The sequence below is a fragment of the Streptomyces cinnamoneus genome (assembly GCF_014650495.1).
Classification (GTDB): Bacteria; Actinomycetota; Actinomycetes; order Streptomycetales; family Streptomycetaceae; genus Streptomyces; species Streptomyces cinnamoneus.
Map to the genome: position 1 here is coordinate 115,421 of NZ_BMVB01000008.1, position 23,256 is coordinate 138,676.

The following is a 23,256-nucleotide window of genomic DNA, read 5'->3' on the forward strand; positions in this document are numbered from 1 at the left end:
GTCGGCCCGGCGACCGCGCACTAGATTCGGCGTCATGGCGGACACCGTGCGGGAGATCGAGCGGAAGTACGAAGCCGGCGGCGATACCGGCGGCGCGGCCGGGCTCCCCGACCTGAGCGGAGCCCCGCCCGTCGCCCGCGTCGCCGACCGGGGCACGGTCGAACTGGACGCCGTCTACTACGACACCGCCGACCACCGCCTCGCCGCAGCCGGCATCACCCTCCGCCGCCGCACCGGCGGCAGCGACGCCGGCTGGCACGTCAAGCTGCCCGTCGCCCCGGGGGTACGGGACGAGTTCCGCGCCCCGCTGAGCGCCGGCGTACCCCGCTCGCTGGCGTCCCTCGTCCGCTCCCGGACCCGCCGCGCCCCTCTGGTGCCGCTGATCCGCCTCGTCTCCCGCCGCGACGTGCGGCACCTGTTCGACGAGCAGGGCACGCTGCTGGCCGAGGCCAGCACGGACGAGGTCACGGCCACCCGGCTCACCGGCGGCGAGGGGAGCACCGCCTGGACCGAGGTCGAGGTCGAACTCGCCCAGGGCGGCGACCCGGCCCTGCTGGACGCCCTCGAACCACACCTGCGCGCGGCCGGGCTGCGCCCGTCGAAGGCACCGAGCAAGCTGGCGCGCGCCCTGGCCGAGACCGGCACGCACCTCCCCGAGCCCGGCAGCGGGCGGCGGCCCTCGTCCAAGGACGACGCCGGCCGGCACGTCCTGGCCTACGTGCGCGACCAGGTCGAAGCCATCGCGGCCCTCGACCCCGGCGCCCGCCGCGGCACCGAGGACGCCGTCCACCAGATGCGCGTCGCCACCCGCCGGCTGCGCAGCGCCTTCCGCACCTTCGGCAAGGTCCTCGACCGCCGCGTCACCGACCCGCTCGGCGAGGAACTGAAATGGCTGGCCGGCGAGCTCGGCGTCGACCGCGACCGCGAGGTCCTCGTCGAGCGCCTGCGCGACCGCCTCGACGAACTGCCCCGCCCCCTGGTCCGCGGCCCCGTCCGCGCCCGCCTGCGCATCTGGTCCGGCCGCCGCCGCATCGAGACGCGCCGCCGGCTGACCGCCGTCCTCGACGGCGAGCGCTACCTCGCGCTCCTCGACGGCCTCGACGCCCTCCTCGCCGACCCGCCCCTGCGCCCCGCCGCCGCGCGCCCGGCGGCCCCCGTCCTCGCCAAGGCCGTCCTCGGCGACTACGCCCGCCTGGCCGCCCGCGTCGAGCACGCCCTCGCCACCGACCCCGGCACCGGGCGGGACACCGCCCTGCACGACGCCCGCAAGGCCGCCAAGCGCGTCCGCTACGCCGCGGAGGCGGCGGTGCCGGCCCTGGGCAAGCCGGCGAAGAAGTTCGCCCGGGAGATGAAGGCCGTCCAGAGCCTGCTCGGCGACCACCAGGACAGCATCATGGCCCGCACCGCCCTCGCCGCGATCGCCGCCCAGGCGGCGCTGGCGGGGGAGTCCGCCTTCACCTTCGGTCTGCTCTACGGCCGGGAGGAACGGCAGGCGGAACGGGACGAGCGGGAGCTGCCGCAGGTGTGGGAACGGGCGTCGCAGGAGCGCTGGCGGGAGGGGCTGTCCGGCTGAGCCGTCGGGGTTCCCCGGCGGGCACGTTACTCTTGAGGGTCACCCCTGCCCGCTCACGAGAGACATTCCGAATGCCTGTCGAGTCGGTCGAGTCGGTCTTTCCGCGTCTCGAAGCCCTCCTCCCGCATGTACAGAAGCCCATCCAGTACGTCGGCGGAGAGCTGAACTCCACCGTCAAGCCCTGGGATGAGTGCGACGTCCGCTGGGCCCTCATGTACCCGGACGCCTACGAGGTCGGTCTGCCCAACCAGGGCGTCATGATCCTCTACGAGGTCCTCAACGAGCGCGAGGGCGTCCTCGCCGAGCGCACCTACAGCGTGTGGCCGGACCTCGAAGAGCTCATGCGCGAGCACAAGGTGCCGCAGTTCACCGTGGACAGCCATCGGCCGGTCGGCGCGTTCGACGTCTTCGGCCTGAGCTTCTCCACCGAGCTGGGCTACACCAACATGCTCACGGCGCTGGACCTCGCCGGCATCCCGATGGAGTCCAAGGACCGCGGCATCGACGACCCGGTCGTCCTGGCCGGCGGCCACGCCGCGTTCAACCCCGAGCCCATCGCGGACTTCATCGACTGCGCGGTGATCGGCGACGGCGAGCAGGCGGTCCTGGAGATCACCGACATCATCCGGGCCTGGAAGGCCGAGGGCCGCCCCGGCGGCCGTGACGAGCTGCTGCTGCGCCTGGCGAAGACCGGCGGCGTGTACGTCCCGCGCTTCTACGACGTCGAGTACCTGCCCGACGGCCGCATCGCCCGCGTCGTCCCCAACCGCTCCGGCGTGCCGTGGCGCGTGTCCAAGCACACCGTCATGGACCTCGACGAGTGGCCGTACCCGAAGCAGCCGCTGGTCCCGCTCGCGGAGACCGTGCACGAGCGGATGTCGGTGGAGATCTTCCGCGGCTGCACCCGCGGCTGCCGTTTCTGCCAGGCCGGCATGATCACGCGCCCCGTGCGGGAGCGAAGCATCACCGGCATCGGCGAGATGGTGGACAAGGGTCTGAAGGCCACCGGCTTCGAGGAGGTCGGCCTGCTGTCGCTGTCCTCCGCCGACCACACCGAGATCGGTGACATCGCCAAGGGCCTGGCCGACCGGTACGAAGAGGACAAGATCGGCCTCTCCCTGCCGTCGACCCGCGTGGACGCGTTCAACGTCGACCTGGCGAACGAGCTGACTCGCAACGGCCGCCGTTCCGGTCTGACCTTCGCCCCCGAGGGCGGCTCCGAGCGCATGCGCAAGGTCATCAACAAGATGGTCTCGGAAGAGGACCTCATCCGGACCGTCTCCACCGCCTACGGCAACGGCTGGCGCCAGGTGAAGCTGTACTTCATGTGCGGCCTGCCCACCGAGACCGACGAGGACGTGCTGCAGATCGGCGACATGGCGGTCAACGTGATCGCCAAGGGCCGCGAGGTGTCGAAGTCCAACGACATCCGCTGCACCGTCTCCATCGGCGGCTTCGTGCCCAAGCCGCACACCCCCTTCCAGTGGGCGCCGCAGCTCTCCGCCGAGGAGACCGACGCCCGCCTGGAGAAGCTGCGCGACAAGATCCGCGGCGACAAGAAGTACGGGCGTTCGATCGGCTTCCGCTACCACGACGGCAAGCCCGGCATCATCGAGGGCCTGCTCTCGCGCGGTGACCGCCGCGTGGGCGCGGTCATCCGCGCGGTCTACGAGGACGGCGGCCGCTTCGACGGCTGGCGCGAGCACTTCAGCTACGACCGCTGGATGAAGTGCGCCGAGCAGACGCTGCCGGAGCAGGGCGTGGACGTCCCCTGGTACACGACGCGCGAGCGCACGTACGAGGAGGTCCTGCCCTGGGACCACCTGGACTCCGGTCTGGACAAGGACTGGCTCTGGGAGGACTGGCAGGACGCCCTCGACGAGACCGAGGTCGAGGACTGCCGCTGGACGCCGTGCTTCGATTGTGGCGTGTGTCCTCAGATGGACACCTCCATCCAGATCGGCCCGACGGGCAAGAAGCTGCTGCCCCTGTCGGTCGTCAAGTAACACACGCATGAAGTAGTACGCGCATGCGAACGAGGGCCCTGCCGGATCGGTGGGGCCCTCGTTGCACGTACTCTAGGTAGCAGAACGACCGCACTCACGAGGGACTGAGACAAACTGGGCAAGCGACAGCCCGAAGGCCCGCCGCCCGCACCCGCGGTGCAGCGCATTCGCCTGCGCTACACCAAGCGCGGCCGCCTCCGGTTCACCAGCCACCGCGATTTCCAGCGCGCCTTCGAGCGGGCGCTGCGCCGCGCCGAGGTGCCCATGGCGTACTCGGCGGGCTTCACCCCGCACCCCAAGGTCTCCTACGCCAATGCCGCCCCCACTGGCACGGGCAGTGAGGCCGAGTACCTGGAGATCCAGCTCGCCGAGACCCGCGACCCCGCCGTGCTGCGGGCGCTGCTCGACGAGTCGCTGCCGGACGGGCTCGACATCACCGACGCCGTCGAGGCGCACACCTCGTCGTTCGCCGACCGGCTGCAGGCTTCCGTGTGGGAGCTGCGACTGGAGGGCGTCGAGCTCGCGGACGCCGAGAAGGCCGTCGCGGCCTTCATGGCGGCCGAGGAGGTCGAGGTCCAGCGCCGCACCAAGAACGGGATGCGAACCTTCGACGCCCGGGGAGCGGTGACCCGACTGGAGGCGCTCCCGGCTCCGGCCGATAGGCCCGGCGACGGTGCCTGTGCGATACTGCGGCTGGTTGTTCGGCATTTGACACCTGCCGTGCGACCCGACGACGTCCTGTCCGGTCTCCGCGCTACGGCCGACCTGGCGCCGCCGGTCCCCGCTGCGGTGACCAGGCTGGCGCAGGGGCTGCTCGATGAGGAGTCCGGCACGGTGACCGACCCGCTCGCGCCCGACCGCGACGCCGCCCCGGCCCCCCCAACGGCCGCCGGGCCGAGCGCCGCGCAGCAGGTGCCGGAAGGTTCCGCGTAAGGACGGCCGTCGAAGCGCCGCCGGTCCACCAGGGAGCCACCCGGTGCGGCAGGCGCACTGACCAGGAGACTTTCGCCGGTGCCGATGAGCTTCGGAGCCGGCGAGCGAGACGACAGCTCCCGTGCGGCGACCGCGCCCCGGACGGCGGTACCGCGCTCATCACGCGGACCGGCGGGTCGGACCACGACGCGGCGCCCGGGAGCGTGACGGGAGAACCGCCCGCATGCTCGAATCCATTGAGCCCACCGAGGCCGGGTCTGCGCAGAGCGCAGCCGGCAACAACACCGACGCTTCGCCCAGCGACACGCTGCCCCCGCGGCGCCGTCGCCGGGCCGCGTCCCGTCCGGCGGGCCCGCCCGCCGGGGAAGCGGCCGTGACGGCCGCCGAGGCGTCCTCCGAGGGCGCCGCCGAGGCTCCGGCCGCGCCGGAGACCCCGGCCCGTCCGCGCCGCCGGGCCACCCGCAAGACGGCGGCCGCGCCGGTCGCCGCCGAGACCACCGAAGCGGTGGCCGAGCCCGCCGGCGAGACGGCCGAGGCCGAGAAGCCCGCCCGTACCCGTCGCCGCGCCACGCGCAAGACTGCGGCCCCCGAGCCCGAGGCCGCCCCGGCCGTCGTGGAGGCCGTCGCCGAGGAGCCGGCTGCCGAGGAGGCCCCCGCGGCCCGTCCGCGCCGCCGCGCCACCCGTAAGGCGTCGGCCCCCGCCGGTGCTCCGCAGGCTGCCGAGGCCCCCGAGGCCGCTCCGGCCGTCGTGGAGCCCGTTGCCGAGGAGCCCGCCGTCGAGGAGGCTCCGGTCGCCGAGGCCGCTCCCGCCCGTCCGCGTCGTCGTGCCACGCGTCGTGCGTCGGCTCCGGCCGGTGCGCCGCAGGCCGCCGAGAGCGCTCCCGAGGTCGTGGAGACCGCGGCCGCCGTCGAGGCCCCCGAGGTGCTCGCGGAGGAGGCTCCGGTCGCCGAGGCCGCTCCCGCCCGTCCGCGTCGTCGTGCCACGCGTCGTGCGTCGGCTCCGGCCGGTGCGCCGCAGGCCGCCGAGAGCGCTCCCGAGGTCGTGGAGACCGCGGCCGCCGTCGAGGCCCCCGAGGTGCTCGCGGAGGAGGCCCCGGTCGCCGAGGCCGCCCCCGCCCGTACCCGTCGCCGCGCCACCCGCCGTGCGTCCGCCCCTGCTGGCGCGCCGCAGGCCGCGGAGACGGTCGAGCCGGTCGTCGAGGCCGCGCCGGCCGTCGTGGAGGCCGTTGCCGAGGAGCCGGCCGTCGAGGAGGCCCCGGTCGCCGAGGCCGCTCCCGCCCGTACGCGTCGCCGCGCCACCCGCCGCGCGTCCGCTCCCGCCGGTGCTCCGCAGGCTGCCGAGGCCCCCGAGGCCGCTCCGGCCGTCGTGGAGCCCGTTGTCGAGGAGCCCGCCGTCGAGGAGGCTCCGGTCGCCGAGGCTGCTCCCGCCCGTCCGCGTCGTCGTGCCACCCGTCGTGCTTCGGCTCCGGCTGGTGCTCCGCAGGCCGCCGAGGCCGTCGAGCCCGCCGCCGAGCCTGCCGAGCCCGCCGCCGAGCCGGTGCGTGCCCGCCGTACGCGCCGCCGCGCCGCGGAGCCCGTCGCCGAGGTGGAGCAGGCCCCCGCAGCCGAGGCGGAGGCTCCCGCCCGGGGCCGTCGCCGGGCCGTGCGTCCGCCGACCGCCGTGTTCCAGGCGCCCGTGTTCACCGAGCCGATGTTCCAGACGCCGGAGACGGCCGCTGCCGCCGCCGCTGCCGCCGCCGAGGAGGTGCGCGAGGAGGAGCCGGAGCCGGAGCCGGAGCAGGAGCCCGTCGCCGAGGTCGCGCAGCCCGCCGCCGGTGGCCGTCGTCGCCGCCGTCGCCGGGGCGAGGCCGCCGAGGCCGTCGAGACCGCCCCCGTGGCGGAGGAGGCCGAGGAGGAGCCGGAGGCCGCCGAGGAGACCGGCGCCTACGAGGCCGGCGAGGAGGAGGACGAGCAGGGCGAGCGTCCCTCGCGCCGTCGCCGCCGCGGTGGCCGCCGTCGCCGTCGGGGCGAGGCCGCCGAGGCCGAGGGCGTCGAGGAGGAGGCCGAGGAGGCCGCCGCCGAGACCGCGCCCGCCGAGGAGGAGGCCGAGGAGGACGAGGAGGCCGGTGCCTTCACGTCCGCCGGCAGCCGCCGCCGTCGCCGTCGCCGTCGCCGCAGCGGCGAGGCGCTGGAGACCGAGCCGGGTGCGGACGAGCCGGAGCGCACGGTCGTCAAGGTCCGCGAGCCGCGTGAGCGTGCCGCGCGCACCGAGGGCGGCACGGGCTTCGACGAGGTCCAGTCCATCAAGGGCTCGACCCGCATGGAGGCCAAGAAGCAGCGCCGCCGCGAGGGCCGCGAGCAGGGCCGCCGCCGGGTGCCGATCATCACCGAGGCCGAGTTCCTGGCGCGCCGCGAGGCCGTCGAGCGCGTGATGGTCGTCCGCCAGAACGGCGACCGCACCCAGATCGGCGTGCTGGAGGACAACGTCCTCGTCGAGCACTTCGTCAACAAGGAGCAGGCCACCAGCTACGTCGGCAACGTCTACCTGGGCAAGGTCCAGAACGTCCTGCCGTCGATGGAGGCCGCGTTCGTCGACATCGGCAAGGGCCGCAACGCCGTGCTGTACGCCGGCGAGGTCAACTTCGAGGCGCTCGGCATGGGCAACGGCCCGCGTCGCATCGAGACCGCGCTGAAGTCCGGCCAGTCCGTGCTCGTGCAGGTCACCAAGGACCCGATCGGTCACAAGGGCGCCCGCCTGACCAGCCAGGTCTCGCTGCCCGGCCGCTACCTGGTCTACGTGCCCGAGGGCTCGATGACCGGCATCAGCCGCAAGCTGCCCGACACCGAGCGCGCGCGCCTGAAGCAGATCCTCAAGAAGATCGTCCCCGAGGACGCGGGCGTCATCGTGCGCACCGCCGCCGAGGGGGCGAGCGAGGACGAGCTGCGCCGTGACGTGGAGCGCCTGCAGGCGCAGTGGGAAGAGATCCAGAAGAAGTCGAAGCAGATCTCGACGAGCTCGCCGAGCCTGCTGTACGGCGAGCCGGACATGACCGTCCGCGTCGTGCGCGACATCTTCAACGAGGACTTCTCGAAGGTCATCGTCAGCGGTGACGGTGCCTGGGAGACCATCCACGGCTACGTCTCGCACGTCGCGCCCGACCTGGCCGACCGCCTGCAGAAGTGGACGTCGGACGTCGACGTCTTCGCCACGTACCGGATCGACGAGCAGCTGATGAAGGCGCTGGACCGCAAGGTCTGGCTGCCGAGCGGCGGTTCGCTCGTCATCGACCGGACCGAGGCGATGGTCGTCGTCGACGTCAACACCGGCAAGTTCACCGGCCAGGGCGGCAACCTGGAGGAGACGGTCACCAGGAACAACCTGGAGGCGGCCGAGGAGATCGTGCGTCAGCTGCGGCTGCGCGACCTCGGCGGCATCATCGTGATCGACTTCATCGACATGGTGCTGGAGTCCAACCGGGACCTGGTGCTGCGGCGCCTGCTGGAGTGCCTGGGCCGCGACCGCACCAAGCACCAGGTCGCCGAGGTGACGTCGCTGGGTCTGGTCCAGATGACCCGCAAGCGCGTCGGCCAGGGCCTGCTGGAGTCGTTCTCCGAGTCCTGCGTCCACTGCAACGGCCGCGGCGTGATCGTCCACATGGACCAGCCGGCGACCGTCGGTGGCGGCGGCGGTGGCGGCGGCAAGCGCGGCAAGAAGAAGGGCAAGGGTGCCGAGGCCCCCGAGCCCGCCGCGGTGACCGCCGAGGTCCCCGTGGAGGAGGCCGCCGAGGCCGAGGCCGAGGCGCCGGAGCTGGAGCCCGTCGCGGTGACCGAGGCGGAGCTGCAGCCGGCCCTCGACACGGCCGACGACTGGTACGGCAGCGCCGCCGAGGCCGAGGCCGCGGCCGCCCGCCGTGGTGGCCGTACGCGTCGCCGGGCGACCCGCAGGGCGTCCGCTCCGGCGGGTGCGCCGAAGGCGGCGGAGCCGGTGGAGCCGACGGCCGTGGTGGAGGTGGCCCCGGTCGAGCCGGCCCCGGCTCCCGACCTGGTCGCCCAGCCGGAGGTCGCCGAGCCGGTGGCCGAGGCCGTCCAGACGCCCGAGACCGCCGCTCCGGCGCGTCCCCGGCGCCGGGCCACCCGCAGGGTGTCCGCCCCGGCGGGCTCGCCGACGGCGGCCGAGGAGGCCGTGGTGGTCGTCAGCGCACCGCCGGCGCCCGTCGAGGAGCCCGTGGTGATGGCCGAGGCCGACGTCGAGGTCATGACGGAGGAGGCCGTCGAGGCCGCTCCGGCGAAGAAGACGGCCCGGAAGACGGCGGCCAAGAAGGCGCCGGCGAAGAAGGCGACGGCCAAGAAGGCGGCGGCGAAGAAGACCACCACCGCCAAGAAGACGACGGCGACGAAGAAGGCGGCCACCAAGACGGCCGCCAAGAAGGCGCCGGCGAAGAAGACGGCGAAGAAGGCCGCGGCGTCCTCCACGGAGGACTGACCGGCGCTTCGCCCGGGTCCCGGACGCCGGGCGGGCTGGACACCCAGCTCGTCCGGCGGGGCCCGGTTTGACCCCCTGGTCAAGGCCCCGTAACCTTGACCGTCGGCGTCTGTGTGGCGCCACACCACTGAGCAAACACCTCCCGGTCCGCCGGGAGAGGCCGCTCGTCCATTCGGACAGTCACGGGCTTTCGCCCGTGCGAGCGGCTGGCATCAGCGGTCCCGTTTACTAGCGAGAGTGAGATCCGCGTGTACGCAGTCGTGCGTAGCGGTGGTCGCCAGCACAAGGTTGCTGTCGGCGACATCGTCGAGGTTGACAAGATTTCCGACGGCAAGGTGGGCGACTCGGTCGAGCTCTCCACGCTGCTCGTGGTCGACGGCGAGTCCGTCACCAGCGACCCGTGGGTCCTGGCGGGCATCAAGGTCCAGGCCGAGATCGTGGACCACCACAAGGGTGCCAAGATCGACATCCTGAAGTACAAGAACAAGACCGGCTACCGCAAGCGCATCGGTCACCGCCAGCAGTACACCGCGGTCAAGATCGTCGCTATCCCGACGGCTGCGAAGTAAGGGACTGAGGAGACATGGCACACAAGAAGGGCGCATCGTCCACCCGGAACGGTCGCGACTCCAACGCTCAGCGGCTCGGCGTGAAGCGCTTCGGCGGTCAGGTCGTCAACGCCGGTGAGATCCTGGTCCGCCAGCGCGGCACCCACTTCCACCCGGGCGCCGGTGTCGGTCGCGGCGGCGACGACACCCTGTTCGCGCTGCAGGCCGGTGCGGTGCAGTTCGGCACCCACCGTGGCCGCAAGGTCGTCAACATCGTTCCGGCCGTCTGATCCATCGGATCCTGACGCCGTAGAGCGATAACGAGGGCGGACCTCACTTCCCTACGGGGAAGCGGGTCCGCCCTCGGCGCGTTACAACAGAGACAATCCCGTACGTCCCCGGCCTCCGGCGGGGGAGGCCCCTAGGAGGCACACCGCTATGACCACCTTCGTGGACCGCGTCGAGCTGCACGTCGCCGCGGGTAACGGAGGCCACGGCTGCGCCTCCGTACACCGTGAGAAGTTCAAGCCGCTCGGCGGCCCCGACGGCGGCAACGGCGGCCGTGGCGGCGACGTGACGCTGGTCGTGGACCAGTCCGTCACCACGCTCCTCGAGTACCACCACAGCCCGCACCGCAAGGCCACCAACGGCAAGCCCGGCGAGGGCGGCAACCGCTCCGGCAAGGACGGCACGGACCTGGTCCTGCCGGTGCCGGACGGCACGGTCGTCCTCGACAAGCGCGGCAACGTCCTCGCGGACCTCGTCGGCGAGGGCACCACCTACGTCGCCGCCCAGGGCGGCCGCGGCGGCCTCGGCAACGCCGCGCTGGCCTCGGCCCGCCGCAAGGCGCCGGGCTTCGCGCTGCTGGGCGTGCCGGGCGAGTCGCAGGACATCGTCCTGGAGCTGAAGACCGTCGCCGACGTGGCGCTGGTCGGCTACCCGAGCGCGGGCAAGTCCTCGCTGATCTCGGTGCTCTCCGCCGCCAAGCCGAAGATCGCGGACTACCCCTTCACCACGCTCGTCCCGAACCTGGGCGTCGTGACGGCCGGTGCGACCGTCTACACCATCGCCGACGTCCCCGGTCTGATCCCGGGCGCCAGCCAGGGCAAGGGCCTGGGCCTGGAGTTCCTGCGCCACGTCGAGCGCTGCTCGGTGCTGGTGCACGTGCTCGACACCGCGACGCTGGAGTCCGAGCGCGACCCGCTGACCGACCTCGACGTCATCGAGGCCGAGCTCAAGGAGTACGGCGGCCTGGAGAACCGGCCCCGCATCGTCGTCCTCAACAAGGTCGACATTCCGGACGGCAAGGACCTCGCCGACATCATCCGCCCCGAGCTGGAGGCCCGCGGCTACCAGATCTTCGAGGTCTCGGCCGTCTCCCGGCACGGTCTGAAGGAGCTCTCCTACGCGCTGGCCGGCATCGTCGCCGAGGCGCGCGCCGCCAAGCCCAAGGAGGAGGCGACCCGCATCGTCATCCGCCCGAAGGCCGTCGACGACGCGGGCTTCACCGTCACCCTGGAGGAGGACGGCCTCTACCGCGTGCGCGGCGAGAAGCCGGAACGCTGGGTGCGCCAGACCGACTTCAGCAACGACGAGGCCGTCGGCTACCTGGCCGACCGCCTCAACCGCCTCGGTGTCGAGGAGGAGTTGATGAAGGCCGGTGCCCGGGCGGGCGACGGCGTCGCCATCGGCTCGGAAGAGGACGCGGTCGTCTTCGACTGGGAGCCGTCCATGGCCGCCGGCGCCGAAATGCTCGGCCGCCGTGGCGAGGACCACCGTTTCGAGGCCCCGCGTCCGGCTGCGCAGCGGCGCCGTGAGCGTGACGCGGAGCGGGACGAGGCGGCGCAGGAGTACGAGGGTTTCAACCCGTTCGGGTAGGGGTCCTGACGGGCCCGGGCGGAGTCCGGGCAGCCGTCCGCTGCCCGTGAGGCCCGTTGGGGCCGAGCGGAAGCCCGTATTGCCGCCCCGGCGCCGTACGGCCGCACTGCGGCCCGTACGGCGCCGGGGCGGGCTTGTTACCGGGGCGCGGCGGCTCCGCCGTCCACACGTACACGCCGAAGGCCCCCGGGAGGGAACTCCCGGGGGCCTTCGCTGTGTGTCGGGGGGCGCCGTCCGGGCGGACGGCGCCGTGCTCAGCCGGCTCAGCCGACGCCGGAGCTGACGGAGCCCACGGGCTCCTCCGCGGGCTCGGTGACGGCCTCGGGGGCGGCGTCGGGGGCCTCGGTGGTCTCCGTCGCCGCCACCCCGTCCCGCGGTGCCGGGATGTCAGATTCGGCTGCCCGTGCCTCCATCCGGGCCCGTCGCTCGTCGGCCTTCGCCGCCAGCGCCCGCGCCGCGGCGTCGAAGCGGACCAGCGACGGCGGGTCGGAGGGGCCCAGGAGCTGCACCTTGAGCTCGGCACGGGCCGCGGCGAGCTGGTCCAGGCCGGGGTCGCGTACGGCCGCGAGAAGCCCGGCCACGCCCTCGGCCTCCGGCGTGAGGATCGTGGCGGCGCTCACCGTCGGGAAGCCCGCCCGGAACTCCTCCTCGCTCATGCCGCTGGTGTTGGCGACCGCGTACGGCTTCTCACTGATCAGATAGTCCGAGACGACGCTGGAGACGTCGCTGATCAGCAGGTGCGAGGTGTTGAAGCAGCTGTAGAGCGCCGGACGGGCGGTCGTGATGATCTGGTGCTCCCACTCGGGCAGGGAGGCCCAGTACGCGGCCTCCCAGTCGCTCATGGCGGCCTCCACGGTCGCGGCCCGCCCCTGCTCCGGGGTGGACTGCAGCAGCATCCGCTCGATCTCGTCCGCGCTGTTGCGGAAGGAGCTGGTGGTCAGCCGCTCCAGCTCGACCGTGCGGCGCGCCAGCTCGGCGGCCGCCTCGGGCCCGGGACGGTCCCCGGAGCGGGCGGCGTTGGCCTCCCGGATCATCGCCTGGATGCGCTCGTTGGCCTGCCCGGCGCGCGGGTCGACGGAGCCGGTCATGGGGTGCGGCTTGTACAGGAGCCGGACCCCGGGGTCGGCGAGCAGCGCGCGGACGATGTTCTCGCCGGCCAGCATCACCGAGGTGTTGCCCGGATTGCCGTCCCAGCCCTCCCACGTGGGGGCGTACAGCACGGTGGTGTACGCGCCGGCCGGAGGCCCCGCGTACGGCCGGATCGGCGCGAGCTGCGGGCGGCCGACCTCGACGACGTCCTTGTCCTCGACGCCGATGTCGGCGAGCTGGTAGCGCTCGCGGGCCGCCGGACCGGCGACCCAGACCTCGTCGTACGCCTTGGCGTAGGGGTTGCAGCTGGAGAGCTTGTCGCTCTCGCCGTGGTTGGTGAAGGCGTGCTTGATCGACGGCATCCGCAGGACCTGCGAGGTCTTACCGGAGTTCGCCGGGTGCAACATCATCTTCAGCGAGGACTTCTCCAGCGCCATCAGGTGCACGACCTTGGGGATGCACACGATGGGCACGTCCGTGGCGTCGATCTTCTGCACCATGAAGCGCTCGCGCAGCACGATGACCGGCTTGCCGTCCAGCGCGGCGAGCGTGGAGAGCCACATGTTGGCCTGGTAGGCCGAGCTGGTGCCGCCGGAGAAGTACATGCCGACGGTGGGCTTGTAGGCGGCCAGCCAGCGGTCCAGCCACTCCAGCGCCTGCTGCTCGCCCGCGATGCGCTTGGCGGGCCGCAGCCAGCTCGCCAGGTGCACCGTGCCGGCCACGGCGAGCGCGAGGGCGATGCCGATGCCGGTCTCCCCCCACAGCGTCTCCTCCGTGGCCGCCGTCACCAGCAGACCCGCCGTGGCCGGGACCGCGAAGCGCAGCAGCCGGCGGCCGTGCTGGCGGGCCAGCAGGCGCGGCGGGGCTTCGGTCAGGTGCAGGCCGGAGGCGTCGATGTTGCGGGTGACGAACGGCAGGGTGCGGCTGCGCCGGACGAGGATCGCGGTGACCTGGCAGGCGAGATGCGCGCCGTAGAACAGTGCGAGACCGCCGACGATGGGCGCGTAGCCGCGCAGCGAGCCGTCGCCGTGCTGCCGCAGCAGCCCGATGAGGACCAGCATGTCGCGCAGCAGCTGGCGGACCATGACGTCGAAGCGGATCCTGCCGAGCACGGCGACCAGGCCGGGGTCTCTGTGCTGCAGGTAGAGATCGAGCGCGAGGCCCGCCGCCGAGGCGGCGATCAGCAGGGGCGCATGGGGCAGCAGCGCGCCGACGAGCTGGAGTACGAAGAACACCAGCATCGAGAGCAGCACCGCGAGCTGCACTGCTCGGCGGGAGGCTGTTCCGGCAGAAGGCACTGGAGGGGCTCCTGGCAGGAGGGCTTGGGGCAAGGGGGGAGACCGTCGCAAGACACTGTGGAGGACAACGGTCGACCACCGACCGTATGACGGTGGCCGGGCAAGGAGCAATCTTCCACGACACCAACCGCCACAAAACAGGGTCGAACGACCGCAATCGACAGAGGGTAGATTTGCGGGCCGGAACAGACAAGGCCACAGGCGCGGCATCGGTGGATACAGAGGTGTGGGTACGTTGACAGGGGCAGGGGCGGACCGGGTGGCCCGGCAAGAGGTCGTGGCGGCCCGCAGGATCGTGGTCAAGGTGGGATCCTCCTCACTCACCACTGCGGGCGGGGGACTGGACGCCGACCGGGTTGACGCCCTCGTCGACGCCCTGGCGAAGAGCCTGGGGAGCAGCGGGGGGAACGGCGGCCCGGAGAAGGAGATCGTCCTGGTCTCCTCCGGCGCCATCGCCGCCGGCCTGGCGCCGCTGGGGCTCGACCGGCGCCCGCGCGACCTGGCCCGCCAGCAGGCGGCCGCCAGCGTCGGCCAGGGGCTGCTGGTGGCCCGCTACACCGCTTCCTTCGCCCGCTACGGCCGCCGCGTCGGGCAGGTGCTGCTGACGACGGACGACACCAGCCGCCGGGCGCACTACCGCAACGCCCGCCGGACGCTCGACCAGCTGCTGGCGATGGGCGCGGTGCCGGTCGTCAACGAGAACGACACGGTGGCCACGGACGAGATCCGCTTCGGCGACAACGACCGGCTGGCCGCGCTCGTGGCCCACCTGGTCCGCGCCGACCTGCTGGTCCTGCTCTCGGACGTCGACGGCCTGTACGACGGCGACCCCAGCACGCCGGGCACCTCGCGGATCGCCGAGGTGTCCGGGCCGGCGGACCTGGAGGGCGTCTCCATCGGCAGCGCGGGCAAGGCCGGGGTGGGCACCGGCGGCATGGTCACCAAGGTGGAGGCGGCCCGGATCGCGGCCGCGGCGGGCATCCCGGTCGTCCTCACCTCGGCCAGCCAGGCCGCGGACGCCCTGCGCGGCCGGGCGACCGGCACGTACTTCCACCCCACGGGCCGCCGCTCCGCCGACCGGCTGCTGTGGCTCGCCCACGCCTCCACCCCGCGCGGCGCCCTGACGCTGGACGAGGGAGCGGTGCGGGCCGTCATCGAGGGGACCGGCTCGCTGCTGCCGGCGGGCATCGCGGCGGTCGAGGGCGAATTCAGCGCGGGCGACCCCGTGGAGCTGCGCGATCCGGCCGGCCGGGCCGTCGCGCGCGGTCTCGTCACCTACGACGCGGGCGAGGTCCCGCAGCTGCTCGGCCGCTCCACCCGTGACCTGGCCCGGGAGCTGGGGCCGGGCTACGAGCGCGAGGTCGTGCACCGCGACGACCTCGTCGTGCTGCATCGCTGACGAGCGTTAGCCGAGGACGAGAAAGGCCCGGTAAGGACAGCCTTTCCATGGGGCCTTTCCGTAAAACCGCCACGCGGCCGCCCGCCGACTGGTCAACTTTGATGCGGGGAGCCGTGCACCACGCGCGGCCCCGCCGGGTCGTGAGGACGCACGGCCCCACCGCACCACGGCTCCGCCGCGCGCGGAGCGGCGAACAACAGGAGGCCGCCGGTGAGACGAGGGCGCCCGGGGGCGCTGCCCCGAGGGACGGCTGGGCGGACACTGACCAGTGTCGGGTCACAGGACACGGGGGAGCCGGCACAGGATGCCGCCGAGGACGACGCCGCGCGGCTGTGGCACATCACCCTCAGCGTCGCGGGCGGCGAGGCGCCGCTGGGGGAGGTGCGCCGGGCCCTGGAGCAGCTCGCCCACGACCATCCGTTCCTGCTGACCAGCCGCTACGCGAACGACCACGCCGAGATCCGCTACTGGGAGGAGGCGCGCGACCTGCACGACGCGGCGGCCGTGGCGCTGCGGCTGTGGGGCGAGCACCGCTCGACGGCCCGGCTGCCGCCGTGGGAGATCGTGGGCCTGGAGGTCATCGACCGCGAGACCTACCACCAGCGGATCGCCGAGGGCTGGGGCCCGCTGCCGGCCACGCCGGTCGGGGTGCACCCGTTCTGAGCCCGCGGCCGCCTGCTGGGTGGACCCGCGCGTCCCGCAGAGTGGAATGCCGCTCGGCCGCGGCCTGCCCCACGGTTAGGCTGCGGCCATGAGCAGTGTCTTCCCCTCTCCCCTCGCCGACCCGATGCCGCAGTCCCCGGTGCTGCGCGCCGCCTACCGCGCCCGCGCCGCGGCCGCCGAGCTCGCGCCACTGCCGCGGTCGGTGAAGGACGAGGCGCTGCTGGCCATCGCCGACGCGCTGGAGGTCCGCAGCCGCGAGATCATCGAGGCCAACGCCGAGGACGTCGAGAAGGCCCGTGCGGCCGGCACGAGCGAGAGTGTCGTCGACCGGCTGACCCTCACCCCCGAGCGGGTGCGGGCCATCGCCCAGGACGTCCGCGACGTGGCCGCCCTGCCCGACCCGGTGGGCGAGGTCGTGCGCGGCTCGACGCTGCCCAACGGCATCGACCTGCGTCAGGTGCGGGTGCCGCTCGGCGTCGTCGGCATCATCTACGAGGCCCGCCCGAACGTGACGGTGGACGCCGCCGCCCTGTGCCTGAAGTCGGGCAACGCCGTCCTGCTGCGCGGTTCGTCCTCCGCGTACGCCTCCAACACCGCCCTGGTGCGCGTGGTGCGCGACGCGGTGGGCGGGGCCGGGCTGCCGGCGGACGCGGTGCAGCTGGTGCCGGGCGAGAGCCGCGAGTCGGTGCGCGAGCTGATGCGCGCCCGCGGCATGGTCGACGTGCTGATCCCGCGCGGCGGCGCCTCGCTGATCCGGACGGTCGTCCAGGAGTCCGTCGTTCCGGTGATCGAGACGGGCACGGGCAACTGCCACGTGTACGTCGACGCCGAGGCCGACCTCGACATGGCCGTGGAGATCCTGATCAACTCCAAGGCCAGCCGCGTCAGCGTCTGCAACGCCGCCGAGACCCTGCTGGTGCACCAGGACATCGCCGAGCGCTTCCTGCCGCGCGCACTGGCGGCGCTCGCGGAGGCGGGCGTGACCGTGCACGGCGACGAGCGGGTCGTCGAGCTGGCCGGGGCCGCGGACACGGGCGCCACGGTCGTGGCCGCGACGGCCGAGGACTGGGAGACGGAGTACCTCTCGTACGACATCGCCGCGGCGGTCGTGGAGGACCTGGACGCGGCCGTGCGCCACATCCGGCTGTGGACCTCCGGGCACACCGAGGCGATCGTCACCACCTCGCAGGCCGCCGCCCGACGCTTCACCCAGCTGGTGGACTCCACGACGGTCGCGGTCAACGCCTCGACCCGGTTCACCGACGGCGGTCAGTTCGGTTTCGGCGCCGAGATCGGCATCTCCACGCAGAAGCTGCACGCGCGCGGCCCGATGGGTCTGCCGGAGCTGACCTCGACCAAGTACATCGTCACCGGCGACGGTCACGTCCGGGGCCGGTAGGCCGAATTCCCGTACCGGCCGCGCGGATTGACCGGTTCGGGTCTACGCTGGACGGGTGCCGGACGACGTGGGGGGCAGGCCGTTCCCGGACGGCGAGGAGCCCGAGAGCCACCGCCACGGAGGCGCGGACGACGTGTTCGCCTCCGTGGTCTTCGACGAGGAGTTCGTGCGGTCCGCCGCGGTCCACGAACCCTCCGCGGTCGAGCGGATGCTCGCCGCCGACCGGGCGCGCGCCGAGGCCGACGCCGCGCTGACCCGGCCCGGTGGCGGCCCCGCCGACGACGACCCGTACGACGACGCCCCCGACGGCCCCCCGGGCCTGGCCCCGGGCGGCCGTCACACCGGCCGGCCGGGCGAGCTGCACGGCCTGACCAGGGACCTCGACCCGGACGACGCCTACGGCCCGTACGGCCGCTACGGCACCGCCCGCGGCCCCTACCGCGGCCACGCCCGCTGGCACCGCCCGGTGGCCTGGGTGCTGGCGGTGGTGATGGGCATCGGCGTGATCGCCCTCGCCTTCACCGCCGTCTACCGCGGCGCCTCCTCCGGCAGCCGTCAGAGCCCGGCCCCGCCGCCCGCGACCACCGGCGTGGACGCCCCGGCGGGGGAGCGGCAGGCGCCGCTGCCGTCGGTCTCCGCCGATTCGGAGCCCCCGGTGGCCTCGGCCGTACCGCCCCGGCCCTGAGGGTCACGGTCGGTCACCGCCGGTGACCGACCGTCGCCCCGTAACGGAAAGCCATCGCCTTGGCCACGGCCGGGGCGGTATGCACGGCAGCTTGAATTTTCGTCAGAACTTGTCGCGTACCAGCGCGTTTACCAGCGGCTCCACAGACCTACTCTTGAGATATGAACGGGCCTGGAGACCCCCCTGAGGGCACGCCCGAAGGCCCCCAGGGAGGCGGCGAGGAAGAGTACCGATCCGTCGTGTTCGACGAATCGTTCGTCCGTGCTGCCCGGCTCCAGGAGTTCTCCGCCCGCGAGCGCATGGACGACCACGCCCCCGCCGTACGCACCCGGCACGCCTGGGCGCGCGTGAGCGCCTCGCGCCAGGTCCTGCTGCTGGTGATGCTCATCGCCCTGGCCTTCGGCACCGCCGTCTACATGGGCCTGCGCCACCCCTACAAGGAGCCCAGGCCGCCCGCCGCCGAGCCGCTGCACATCGCGCTGGTGCCGCTGGCCCCCCGCGATCCGGTGCCGGGCGCCGCCTCCGTGAAGGACCTCTTCGACAACAGCCCGGCCGCCCAGTTCCGCGACGGAGCCGAGGGCGTCACCCTTCCGGCCGCACGGCGCACCCAGAATTTCTCCGAGAGCCTGGTGATGGCCGCCCTGGCCACCGCCAAGGAGTACACGGTCAAGTCCGCCCTCGACCCGGCCGTGCTCACCGGCGGCACCCAGCGCACCGTGCGCCTGCTGCTCGCCCCCTCGCAGCTCGCCCAGTTCGACCGCAGCCTGGCCCACCCCGCCGACGACGGGCGCTACGCCGCCACCGGCTGGCTGATCCGCTTCGACCCCGCCGAGGTCGCCCTCGCCGACCGGACCGTGCGCACCCAGGGCACCTTCACCATCACCGAGGCGTCGCCGGCCGCCCTTGAGGTCTCCTCCGACCACACCTTCGTCTACGCCGTCCGCCCGGCGAAGGGCCCCCAGGAGGCGTCGCTGTTCACCGTGCGGCGCACCATGCACTTCCGCTTCGACCGGGACGACCTGCAGGAACACCACGTGCAGGTGCTGCAGAGCCGGCTGCAGGCCGGCCCGGAGTCCTGCGCGGCGAACGACGCCGCCTACCTGCGGCCCCTGCTGGCCGGCCAGAAGGCCGACCCGGCCGCCCCCGCCGGCACCGACCCGTACGCCGGCGGCGAGAACACCGCCCGCGTCTGCGGCGCCCTCGCCCCGTCGGCCCAGCCGAGCCCGCCAAGGCGCTAGGCCGGCCTAGTTCTGCGGACCCTGCTGGCCCTGCCGGCCGCCGAAGGAGTCCCGCAGCTTCCCGCCCAGGTCGCTCGCCCCGCCCGCCAGGTCCCGTACGAGCCCCATCAGCGGGTCCTTGCTGGAGCGCACCGACTCGGCGTAGTGGTTCGCCGTCTCGCGGAAGGAGCCGGACACCGAGGCGTCCTTGTCCTCCGTCCGCCGCGGGTAGTGACCGTCCATGATCCGCTGGTGGTCGCGGCTCTCCGCCCACTTCTTCAGCTCGGCGGCGCGCACCGCCGCGAACGGGTGGCTGCGCGGCAGCATGTTCATGATCTTCAGCACGGAGTCGCGCAGGTCGCCGCCCTTCTCGTACTCCTCCGCCTGGGCGAGGAAGGCGTCCACGTTCATCTCGTGCAGGTGGTTGCCGCCCGCGAGCTTCATCAGGCCGCGCATGGACGCCTGCAGGTCCTGGCCCACCAGCAGCCCCGCCCGGTCCGCCGACAGCTCGGACTTGCGGAACCACTCGCGCAGCGCCGTGACGACCGTCATCACCGCGATGCCGCCCAGCGGGATCCACGCGACCTTCATCGCCACGTTCGTCAGGAACAGCAGCACCGTGCGGTAGACGGCGTGGCCCGACAGCGCGTGGCCCACCTCGTGGCCGATGACCGCGCGCATCTCCTCCTCGTCCAGCAGCTCCACCAGACCGGTGGTGACCACGACGATCGGCTCGTCCAGGCCGATGCACATGGCGCCGGGCTGCGGGTCCTGAGTGACGTACATTGCCGGGACCTTCGGCATGTCCAGGACGTAGCAGGCGTCCAGCAGCATCGTGTGCAGGTGCGGGAACTGCTGCTCGCCCACCCGCACCGAGTCGGAGAGGTACAGCAGCCGCAGGCTGCGCTCGGGCAGCAGCCCGCTCAGCGCCTTGAAGGCCGTGTCGAAGCCGCTCAGCTTGCGCAGCGCCACCAGGGCGGAACGATCCGCCGGGTGCTCGTACGCGCGCGAGGAGATGCCGGGGAACCGCCGGCGTTCACGGCCCGGCACCTGCTCCCCGCTGTCGCTGTGGCGCTCGCTCATGTCGAAAGACCCCCTCAGTGGGCTCGTCCCTGGCCCGTCCCCCGGCTTGCGGACCCCAGCCTAGGCGGTGGCCGCGGCATGGTTACCGTGGGAGGCATGCCCCTCATCAACGGTTTCACCACCCACCCCGGCTTCACCGAGGTCCTCGCCGTCTCCAAGGGCGACCAGGGCCCGGGCGTGGTGCTGCGCACGGTCCTGATCGTCGGCGTGGTCGGCATCGTCCTGCTGGCCTGGTTCCTGCTGCGCGGGTACGGCAAGAAGGACTGACCCGGCCGGCGGAGCCCGCCACGGGGCCCGCGGCGGGGCCGACGCGTGGAGTCGGCGTGAGCTTGCCGTAAGGGCCCGCATACGATGTGGCAGAAGTCTCCACCCGATCCCATCCCGGATAGGTCCTGCCGACGTGACACTCACCACCGCTCACAGCGCCCTCGTCACTCTCGCCTCCGAGGGCGAGCACCACGTGGACACCCACGAGAGCATCAGCCCGTACATGACCGGCGGCGCCGCCCTGGTCATCCTGCTGCTCCTGCTCTGGATCACCACCCGCTTCAACCGCGACCGCTGACCGGCGGTCCCTGGGGCTTCGGCGTGTCGACGAGCCCAGTAGGGTCTGCACGCATGGGAGAGCAGACAGGGCCCGTGAAGCGGCGGCTCGGAGTGATGGGCGGGACGTTCGACCCGGTCCATCACGGACACCTGGTCGCCGCGAGCGAGGTGGCCGCGCAGTTCCACCTGGACGAGGTGGTCTTCGTACCGACCGGGCAGCCGTGGCAGAAGAGCCACAAGCAGGTGTCCCCGGCCGAGGACCGCTACCTGATGACGGTGATCGCCACTGCCTCCAACCCGCAGTTCTCGGTCAGCCGCATCGACATCGACCGCGGGGGCCCGACCTACACCACGGACACCCTCCGCGACCTGCGCGCGCTCAACGAGAACGCCGATCTGTTCTTCATCACCGGCGCCGACGCGCTGGCGCAGATCCTCACCTGGCGGGACACCGAGGAGCTCTTCTCGCTCGCCCACTTCATCGGCGTCACCCGGCCGGGCCACATACTGGCCAACCCCGGGCTGCCGGAGGACCGCGTCTCCTTCGTCGAGGTCCCCGCGCTCGCCATCTCCTCCTCCGACTGCCGCGCCCGCGTCGCCCAGGGCGAGCCCGTCTGGTACCTGGTGCCCGACGGTGTGGTGCGCTACATCGACAAGCGCAAGCTGTACCGTCACGACGGCTGAGACCGATCGGCGACGGCCGACTCCGGCTCGATGGGCACCGAGGGGCACTGGTGAACGACCGACAGGACCCGTACGCGCAGCAGCAGGTGTACGGCTACGACGCCTACGGGCAGCCGGTGTACCGGCCGGACGCCCCGGAGCGCGCCTACGACCAGTACGGGCAGCCCCTCCCGCAGCAGTCGTACGGGCCGTCGTACGGGCAGCCGCACGGTTATGACGGCTACGGACAGCAGCAGTACCGGCAGCAGCCGCAGCAGCAGTACGACCCGTACGCCCAGCAGCAGCACGCGGCGCCGGGCCAGCCCCAGGCGGCGGCCCAGGCCCCCCTCCAGACGTCCGTCCAGGCGTCCGTCCAGGCGTCCGTCCAGCAGGAGTGGATCCCGCGCCAGGCGGACGCGCCGCCCGCGGAGCCCGGCGCCGCGGCCCCGGCGGAGGCGCAGATCCCCGAGCCCCGGCCGGCCCCGGACTACCGCACCGAGCAGTTCTCGTTCATCGAGGAGCCGGACGAGGACTCCGAAGACGTCATCGACTGGCTCAAGTTCAGCGAGAGCCGCACCGAGCGGCGCGACGAGCGCAAGCGCAAGGGCCGCAACCGCTTCGTCGCCCTCGCCGTGGTGCTCGTGCTGGCCGTCGGCGGCGGCATCGGCTGGTTCCTGCTCTCCGGCGGCGAGGAGAAGAAGGCCCCGTCGGCGGTCGGCGGCGCCCAGAAGCGGGACGTCATCGTCGTGCACCTGCGCCAGACGCGCGGCGGGGACAGCGCCACCGTCCTGCTCGTCGACAACGCGACCACCAAGAAGGCCACCGCGATCCTCGTGCCGAACGCGCTGGCCGTCGCCAAGGACGGCGGCTCCGCCACCACCCTCGGCAAGTCCGTCCAGGAAGCCGGCACCGGAGGCACCCGGGACGCCCTGAACACGCTGCTCGGCTCCGACATCAAGGGCAGCTGGCGGCTGGACACCCCCTACCTGGAGAACCTGGTCGAGCTGGTCGGCGGCATCACCCTCGACACCGACACCGCCGTGCCCGGCGCCAAGCCCGGCGACGGCCCCCTGGTGGAGCAGGGCAAGGGCCGTTCGCTGGGCGGCCGCACGGCCGTCGCGTACGCCACCTACCGCGGACCCGGCGAGGACCAGGGCAAGCCGCTGGCGCGCTTCGGACAGGTCATGCAGGCGGTGCTGCGCAAGATGTCCAGCGACGCCCGGGCGGCCACCACCACGGTGGAGTCGCTGGCCCAGATCCCCGACCCCTCGCTCTCCGTCCAGCAGCTGGGAGCCTCGCTCGCGCACCTCGCGGAGAAGGCGAAGGAGGGCTCGTACGCGACCACGGCGCTGCCCGTGCAGGCCGACGGGACGCTCGGCGAGCGGGCGGCCGACACCGTGGTCAAGAACGTCCTCGGCGGGACGGTGAAGAACACCGACAAGAACGCCCCGCCCCGCATCGGCGTGAAGAACGCCACAGGCGGTGCGGCCGCAGCGGGCTCCGCGCAGGTCACGCTCGTCAACGGCGGCTACACCTACGTCGACGGCGGCACGGTGGGCACGGCCGAGGCGGCCTCCTCGGTGATCTACCCCGACGAGGCCCGGGCGGCCGAGGCCAAGGAGGTCGCCAAGACACTGGGGCTCCCGGAGCGGTGCGTGAAGCAGGGCAAGGGCATGGGCAACGCCGACGTCACCGTGGTCCTGGGCAAGGACTACAAGGGCTGAGCCCGGGCCCGTCCCGCGGCCGCCCGCGGGACGGAAAAGGCCAGGAGGGCTGTCGGCGGGTCGTGAGACCCTTGAGGGGTACTGACCCTT

At 73.1% G+C, this 23,256-nt stretch carries 18 protein-coding genes; 16 read left to right on the plus strand and 2 right to left on the minus strand.

Translation table 11 applies throughout. From position 1 onward, the window contains the following. The first annotated feature begins 34 nt into the window (after positions 1-34). The 7 genes from IE182_RS14115 (at position 35) to obgE (ending at position 11,400) form a co-directional block, all read left to right on the plus strand. Positions 35-1,573: a CYTH and CHAD domain-containing protein gene (locus IE182_RS14115; protein ID WP_190110137.1), complete on the plus strand. Its 1,539-nt coding sequence runs from the start codon at positions 35-37 to the stop codon at positions 1,571-1,573. A 71-nt stretch (positions 1,574-1,644) separates the two neighbouring features. After that, positions 1,645-3,579 (plus strand): TIGR03960 family B12-binding radical SAM protein, encoded by a 1,935-nt coding sequence (locus IE182_RS14120; RefSeq protein WP_190110138.1) that lies wholly within the window; start codon positions 1,645-1,647, stop codon positions 3,577-3,579. A 156-nt stretch (positions 3,580-3,735) separates the two neighbouring features. Next, positions 3,736-4,512, plus strand: coding sequence for a TIGR03936 family radical SAM-associated protein (locus IE182_RS14125; protein WP_190110139.1), 777 nt, complete (start codon positions 3,736-3,738; stop codon positions 4,510-4,512). Between the two features lie 223 nt (positions 4,513-4,735). After that, positions 4,736-8,974 carry an Rne/Rng family ribonuclease gene (locus IE182_RS14130; RefSeq protein ID WP_190110140.1) on the plus strand — a complete coding sequence of 1,413 codons (4,239 nt, stop codon included), beginning with the start codon at positions 4,736-4,738 and terminating at the stop codon, positions 8,972-8,974. Between the two features lie 248 nt (positions 8,975-9,222). After that, positions 9,223-9,543 carry a 50S ribosomal protein L21 gene (gene rplU / locus IE182_RS14135; RefSeq protein ID WP_099200555.1) on the plus strand — a complete coding sequence of 107 codons (321 nt, stop codon included), beginning with the start codon at positions 9,223-9,225 and terminating at the stop codon, positions 9,541-9,543. A 14-nt stretch (positions 9,544-9,557) separates the two neighbouring features. Beyond that, entirely contained in the window at positions 9,558-9,812 is a 255-nt protein-coding gene (gene rpmA, locus IE182_RS14140; protein WP_071963337.1) for a 50S ribosomal protein L27, read from the plus strand. A gap of 148 nt (positions 9,813-9,960) precedes the next feature. Then, positions 9,961-11,400 carry a GTPase ObgE gene (gene obgE, locus IE182_RS14145; protein ID WP_190110141.1) on the plus strand — a complete coding sequence of 480 codons (1,440 nt, stop codon included), beginning with the start codon at positions 9,961-9,963 and terminating at the stop codon, positions 11,398-11,400. A 263-nt stretch (positions 11,401-11,663) separates the two neighbouring features. On the opposite strand, the gene IE182_RS14150 is transcribed toward obgE, so the two are convergent. Beyond that, on the minus strand, positions 11,664-13,787 hold the full coding sequence (locus IE182_RS14150) for a CDP-glycerol glycerophosphotransferase family protein (protein WP_229844799.1): 2,124 nt from the start codon (positions 13,785-13,787) through the stop codon (positions 11,664-11,666). A 259-nt stretch (positions 13,788-14,046) separates the two neighbouring features. Between IE182_RS14150 and proB the strand changes: the two genes are divergently transcribed. The 5 genes from proB (at position 14,047) to IE182_RS14175 (ending at position 19,171) form a co-directional block, all read left to right on the plus strand. Beyond that, positions 14,047-15,186, plus strand: a complete 1,140-nt coding sequence (proB, locus tag IE182_RS14155) for a glutamate 5-kinase (protein ID WP_190110350.1) — start codon at positions 14,047-14,049, stop codon at positions 15,184-15,186. A 210-nt stretch (positions 15,187-15,396) separates the two neighbouring features. Further along, positions 15,397-15,849, plus strand: coding sequence for a DUF8830 family protein (locus tag IE182_RS14160; protein ID WP_190110142.1), 453 nt, complete (start codon positions 15,397-15,399; stop codon positions 15,847-15,849). A gap of 88 nt (positions 15,850-15,937) precedes the next feature. Continuing rightward, the gene (locus tag IE182_RS14165; RefSeq protein ID WP_190110143.1) at positions 15,938-17,248 is read left to right on the plus strand and encodes a glutamate-5-semialdehyde dehydrogenase; all 1,311 of its coding nucleotides are present in this window, start codon (positions 15,938-15,940) and stop codon (positions 17,246-17,248) included. 55 nt (positions 17,249-17,303) lie between these two features. Beyond that, positions 17,304-17,933 carry an SCO2584 family spore wall biosynthesis protein gene (locus IE182_RS14170; RefSeq protein ID WP_190110144.1) on the plus strand — a complete coding sequence of 210 codons (630 nt, stop codon included), beginning with the start codon at positions 17,304-17,306 and terminating at the stop codon, positions 17,931-17,933. A 161-nt stretch (positions 17,934-18,094) separates the two neighbouring features. After that, on the plus strand, positions 18,095-19,171 hold the full coding sequence (locus IE182_RS14175; RefSeq protein WP_190110145.1) for an SCO2583 family membrane protein: 1,077 nt from the start codon (positions 18,095-18,097) through the stop codon (positions 19,169-19,171). Between the two features lie 6 nt (positions 19,172-19,177). Here IE182_RS14175 and IE182_RS14180 read toward each other — a convergent pair whose 3' ends face one another. Continuing rightward, positions 19,178-20,233 (minus strand): M48 family metallopeptidase, encoded by a 1,056-nt coding sequence (locus tag IE182_RS14180; protein WP_190110146.1) that lies wholly within the window; start codon positions 20,231-20,233, stop codon positions 19,178-19,180. Between the two features lie 96 nt (positions 20,234-20,329). Between IE182_RS14180 and IE182_RS14185 the strand changes: the two genes are divergently transcribed. The 4 genes from IE182_RS14185 to IE182_RS14200 all read left to right on the plus strand — a co-directional run bounded on the left by IE182_RS14185 (position 20,330) and on the right by IE182_RS14200 (position 23,166). Then, the gene (locus IE182_RS14185; RefSeq protein WP_190110147.1) at positions 20,330-20,500 is read left to right on the plus strand and encodes a hypothetical protein; all 171 of its coding nucleotides are present in this window, start codon (positions 20,330-20,332) and stop codon (positions 20,498-20,500) included. Positions 20,501-20,633: 133 nt separating this feature from the next. Next, entirely contained in the window at positions 20,634-20,798 is a 165-nt protein-coding gene (locus IE182_RS14190) for a hypothetical protein (RefSeq protein WP_190110148.1), read from the plus strand. Positions 20,799-20,851: 53 nt separating this feature from the next. Next, positions 20,852-21,463 carry a nicotinate-nucleotide adenylyltransferase gene (gene nadD, locus IE182_RS14195; protein ID WP_190110149.1) on the plus strand — a complete coding sequence of 204 codons (612 nt, stop codon included), beginning with the start codon at positions 20,852-20,854 and terminating at the stop codon, positions 21,461-21,463. Positions 21,464-21,513: 50 nt separating this feature from the next. Continuing rightward, positions 21,514-23,166: an LCP family protein gene (locus tag IE182_RS14200; protein ID WP_190110150.1), complete on the plus strand. Its 1,653-nt coding sequence runs from the start codon at positions 21,514-21,516 to the stop codon at positions 23,164-23,166. The last annotated feature ends 90 nt before the right edge of the window (positions 23,167-23,256 follow it).

Excerpts from the sequence above, each read along its gene's own strand:
- nadD (WP_190110149.1), top strand. The coding sequence starts at position 20,852 with ATGGGAGAGCAGACAGGGCCCGTGAAGCGGCGGCTCGGAGTGATGGGC.
- IE182_RS14180 (WP_190110146.1), bottom strand. The coding sequence starts at position 20,233 with ATGAGCGAGCGCCACAGCGACAGCGGGGAGCAGGTGCCGGGCCGTGAA.
- IE182_RS14185 (WP_190110147.1), top strand. The coding sequence starts at position 20,330 with ATGCCCCTCATCAACGGTTTCACCACCCACCCCGGCTTCACCGAGGTC.
- rpmA (WP_071963337.1), top strand. The coding sequence starts at position 9,558 with ATGGCACACAAGAAGGGCGCATCGTCCACCCGGAACGGTCGCGACTCC.
- IE182_RS14165 (WP_190110143.1), top strand. The coding sequence starts at position 15,938 with ATGAGCAGTGTCTTCCCCTCTCCCCTCGCCGACCCGATGCCGCAGTCC.
- IE182_RS14130 (WP_190110140.1), top strand. The coding sequence starts at position 4,736 with ATGCTCGAATCCATTGAGCCCACCGAGGCCGGGTCTGCGCAGAGCGCA.
- IE182_RS14120 (WP_190110138.1), top strand. The coding sequence starts at position 1,645 with ATGCCTGTCGAGTCGGTCGAGTCGGTCTTTCCGCGTCTCGAAGCCCTC.
- IE182_RS14115 (WP_190110137.1), top strand. The coding sequence starts at position 35 with ATGGCGGACACCGTGCGGGAGATCGAGCGGAAGTACGAAGCCGGCGGC.
- IE182_RS14175 (WP_190110145.1), top strand. The coding sequence starts at position 18,095 with ATGAACGGGCCTGGAGACCCCCCTGAGGGCACGCCCGAAGGCCCCCAG.
- obgE (WP_190110141.1), top strand. The coding sequence starts at position 9,961 with ATGACCACCTTCGTGGACCGCGTCGAGCTGCACGTCGCCGCGGGTAAC.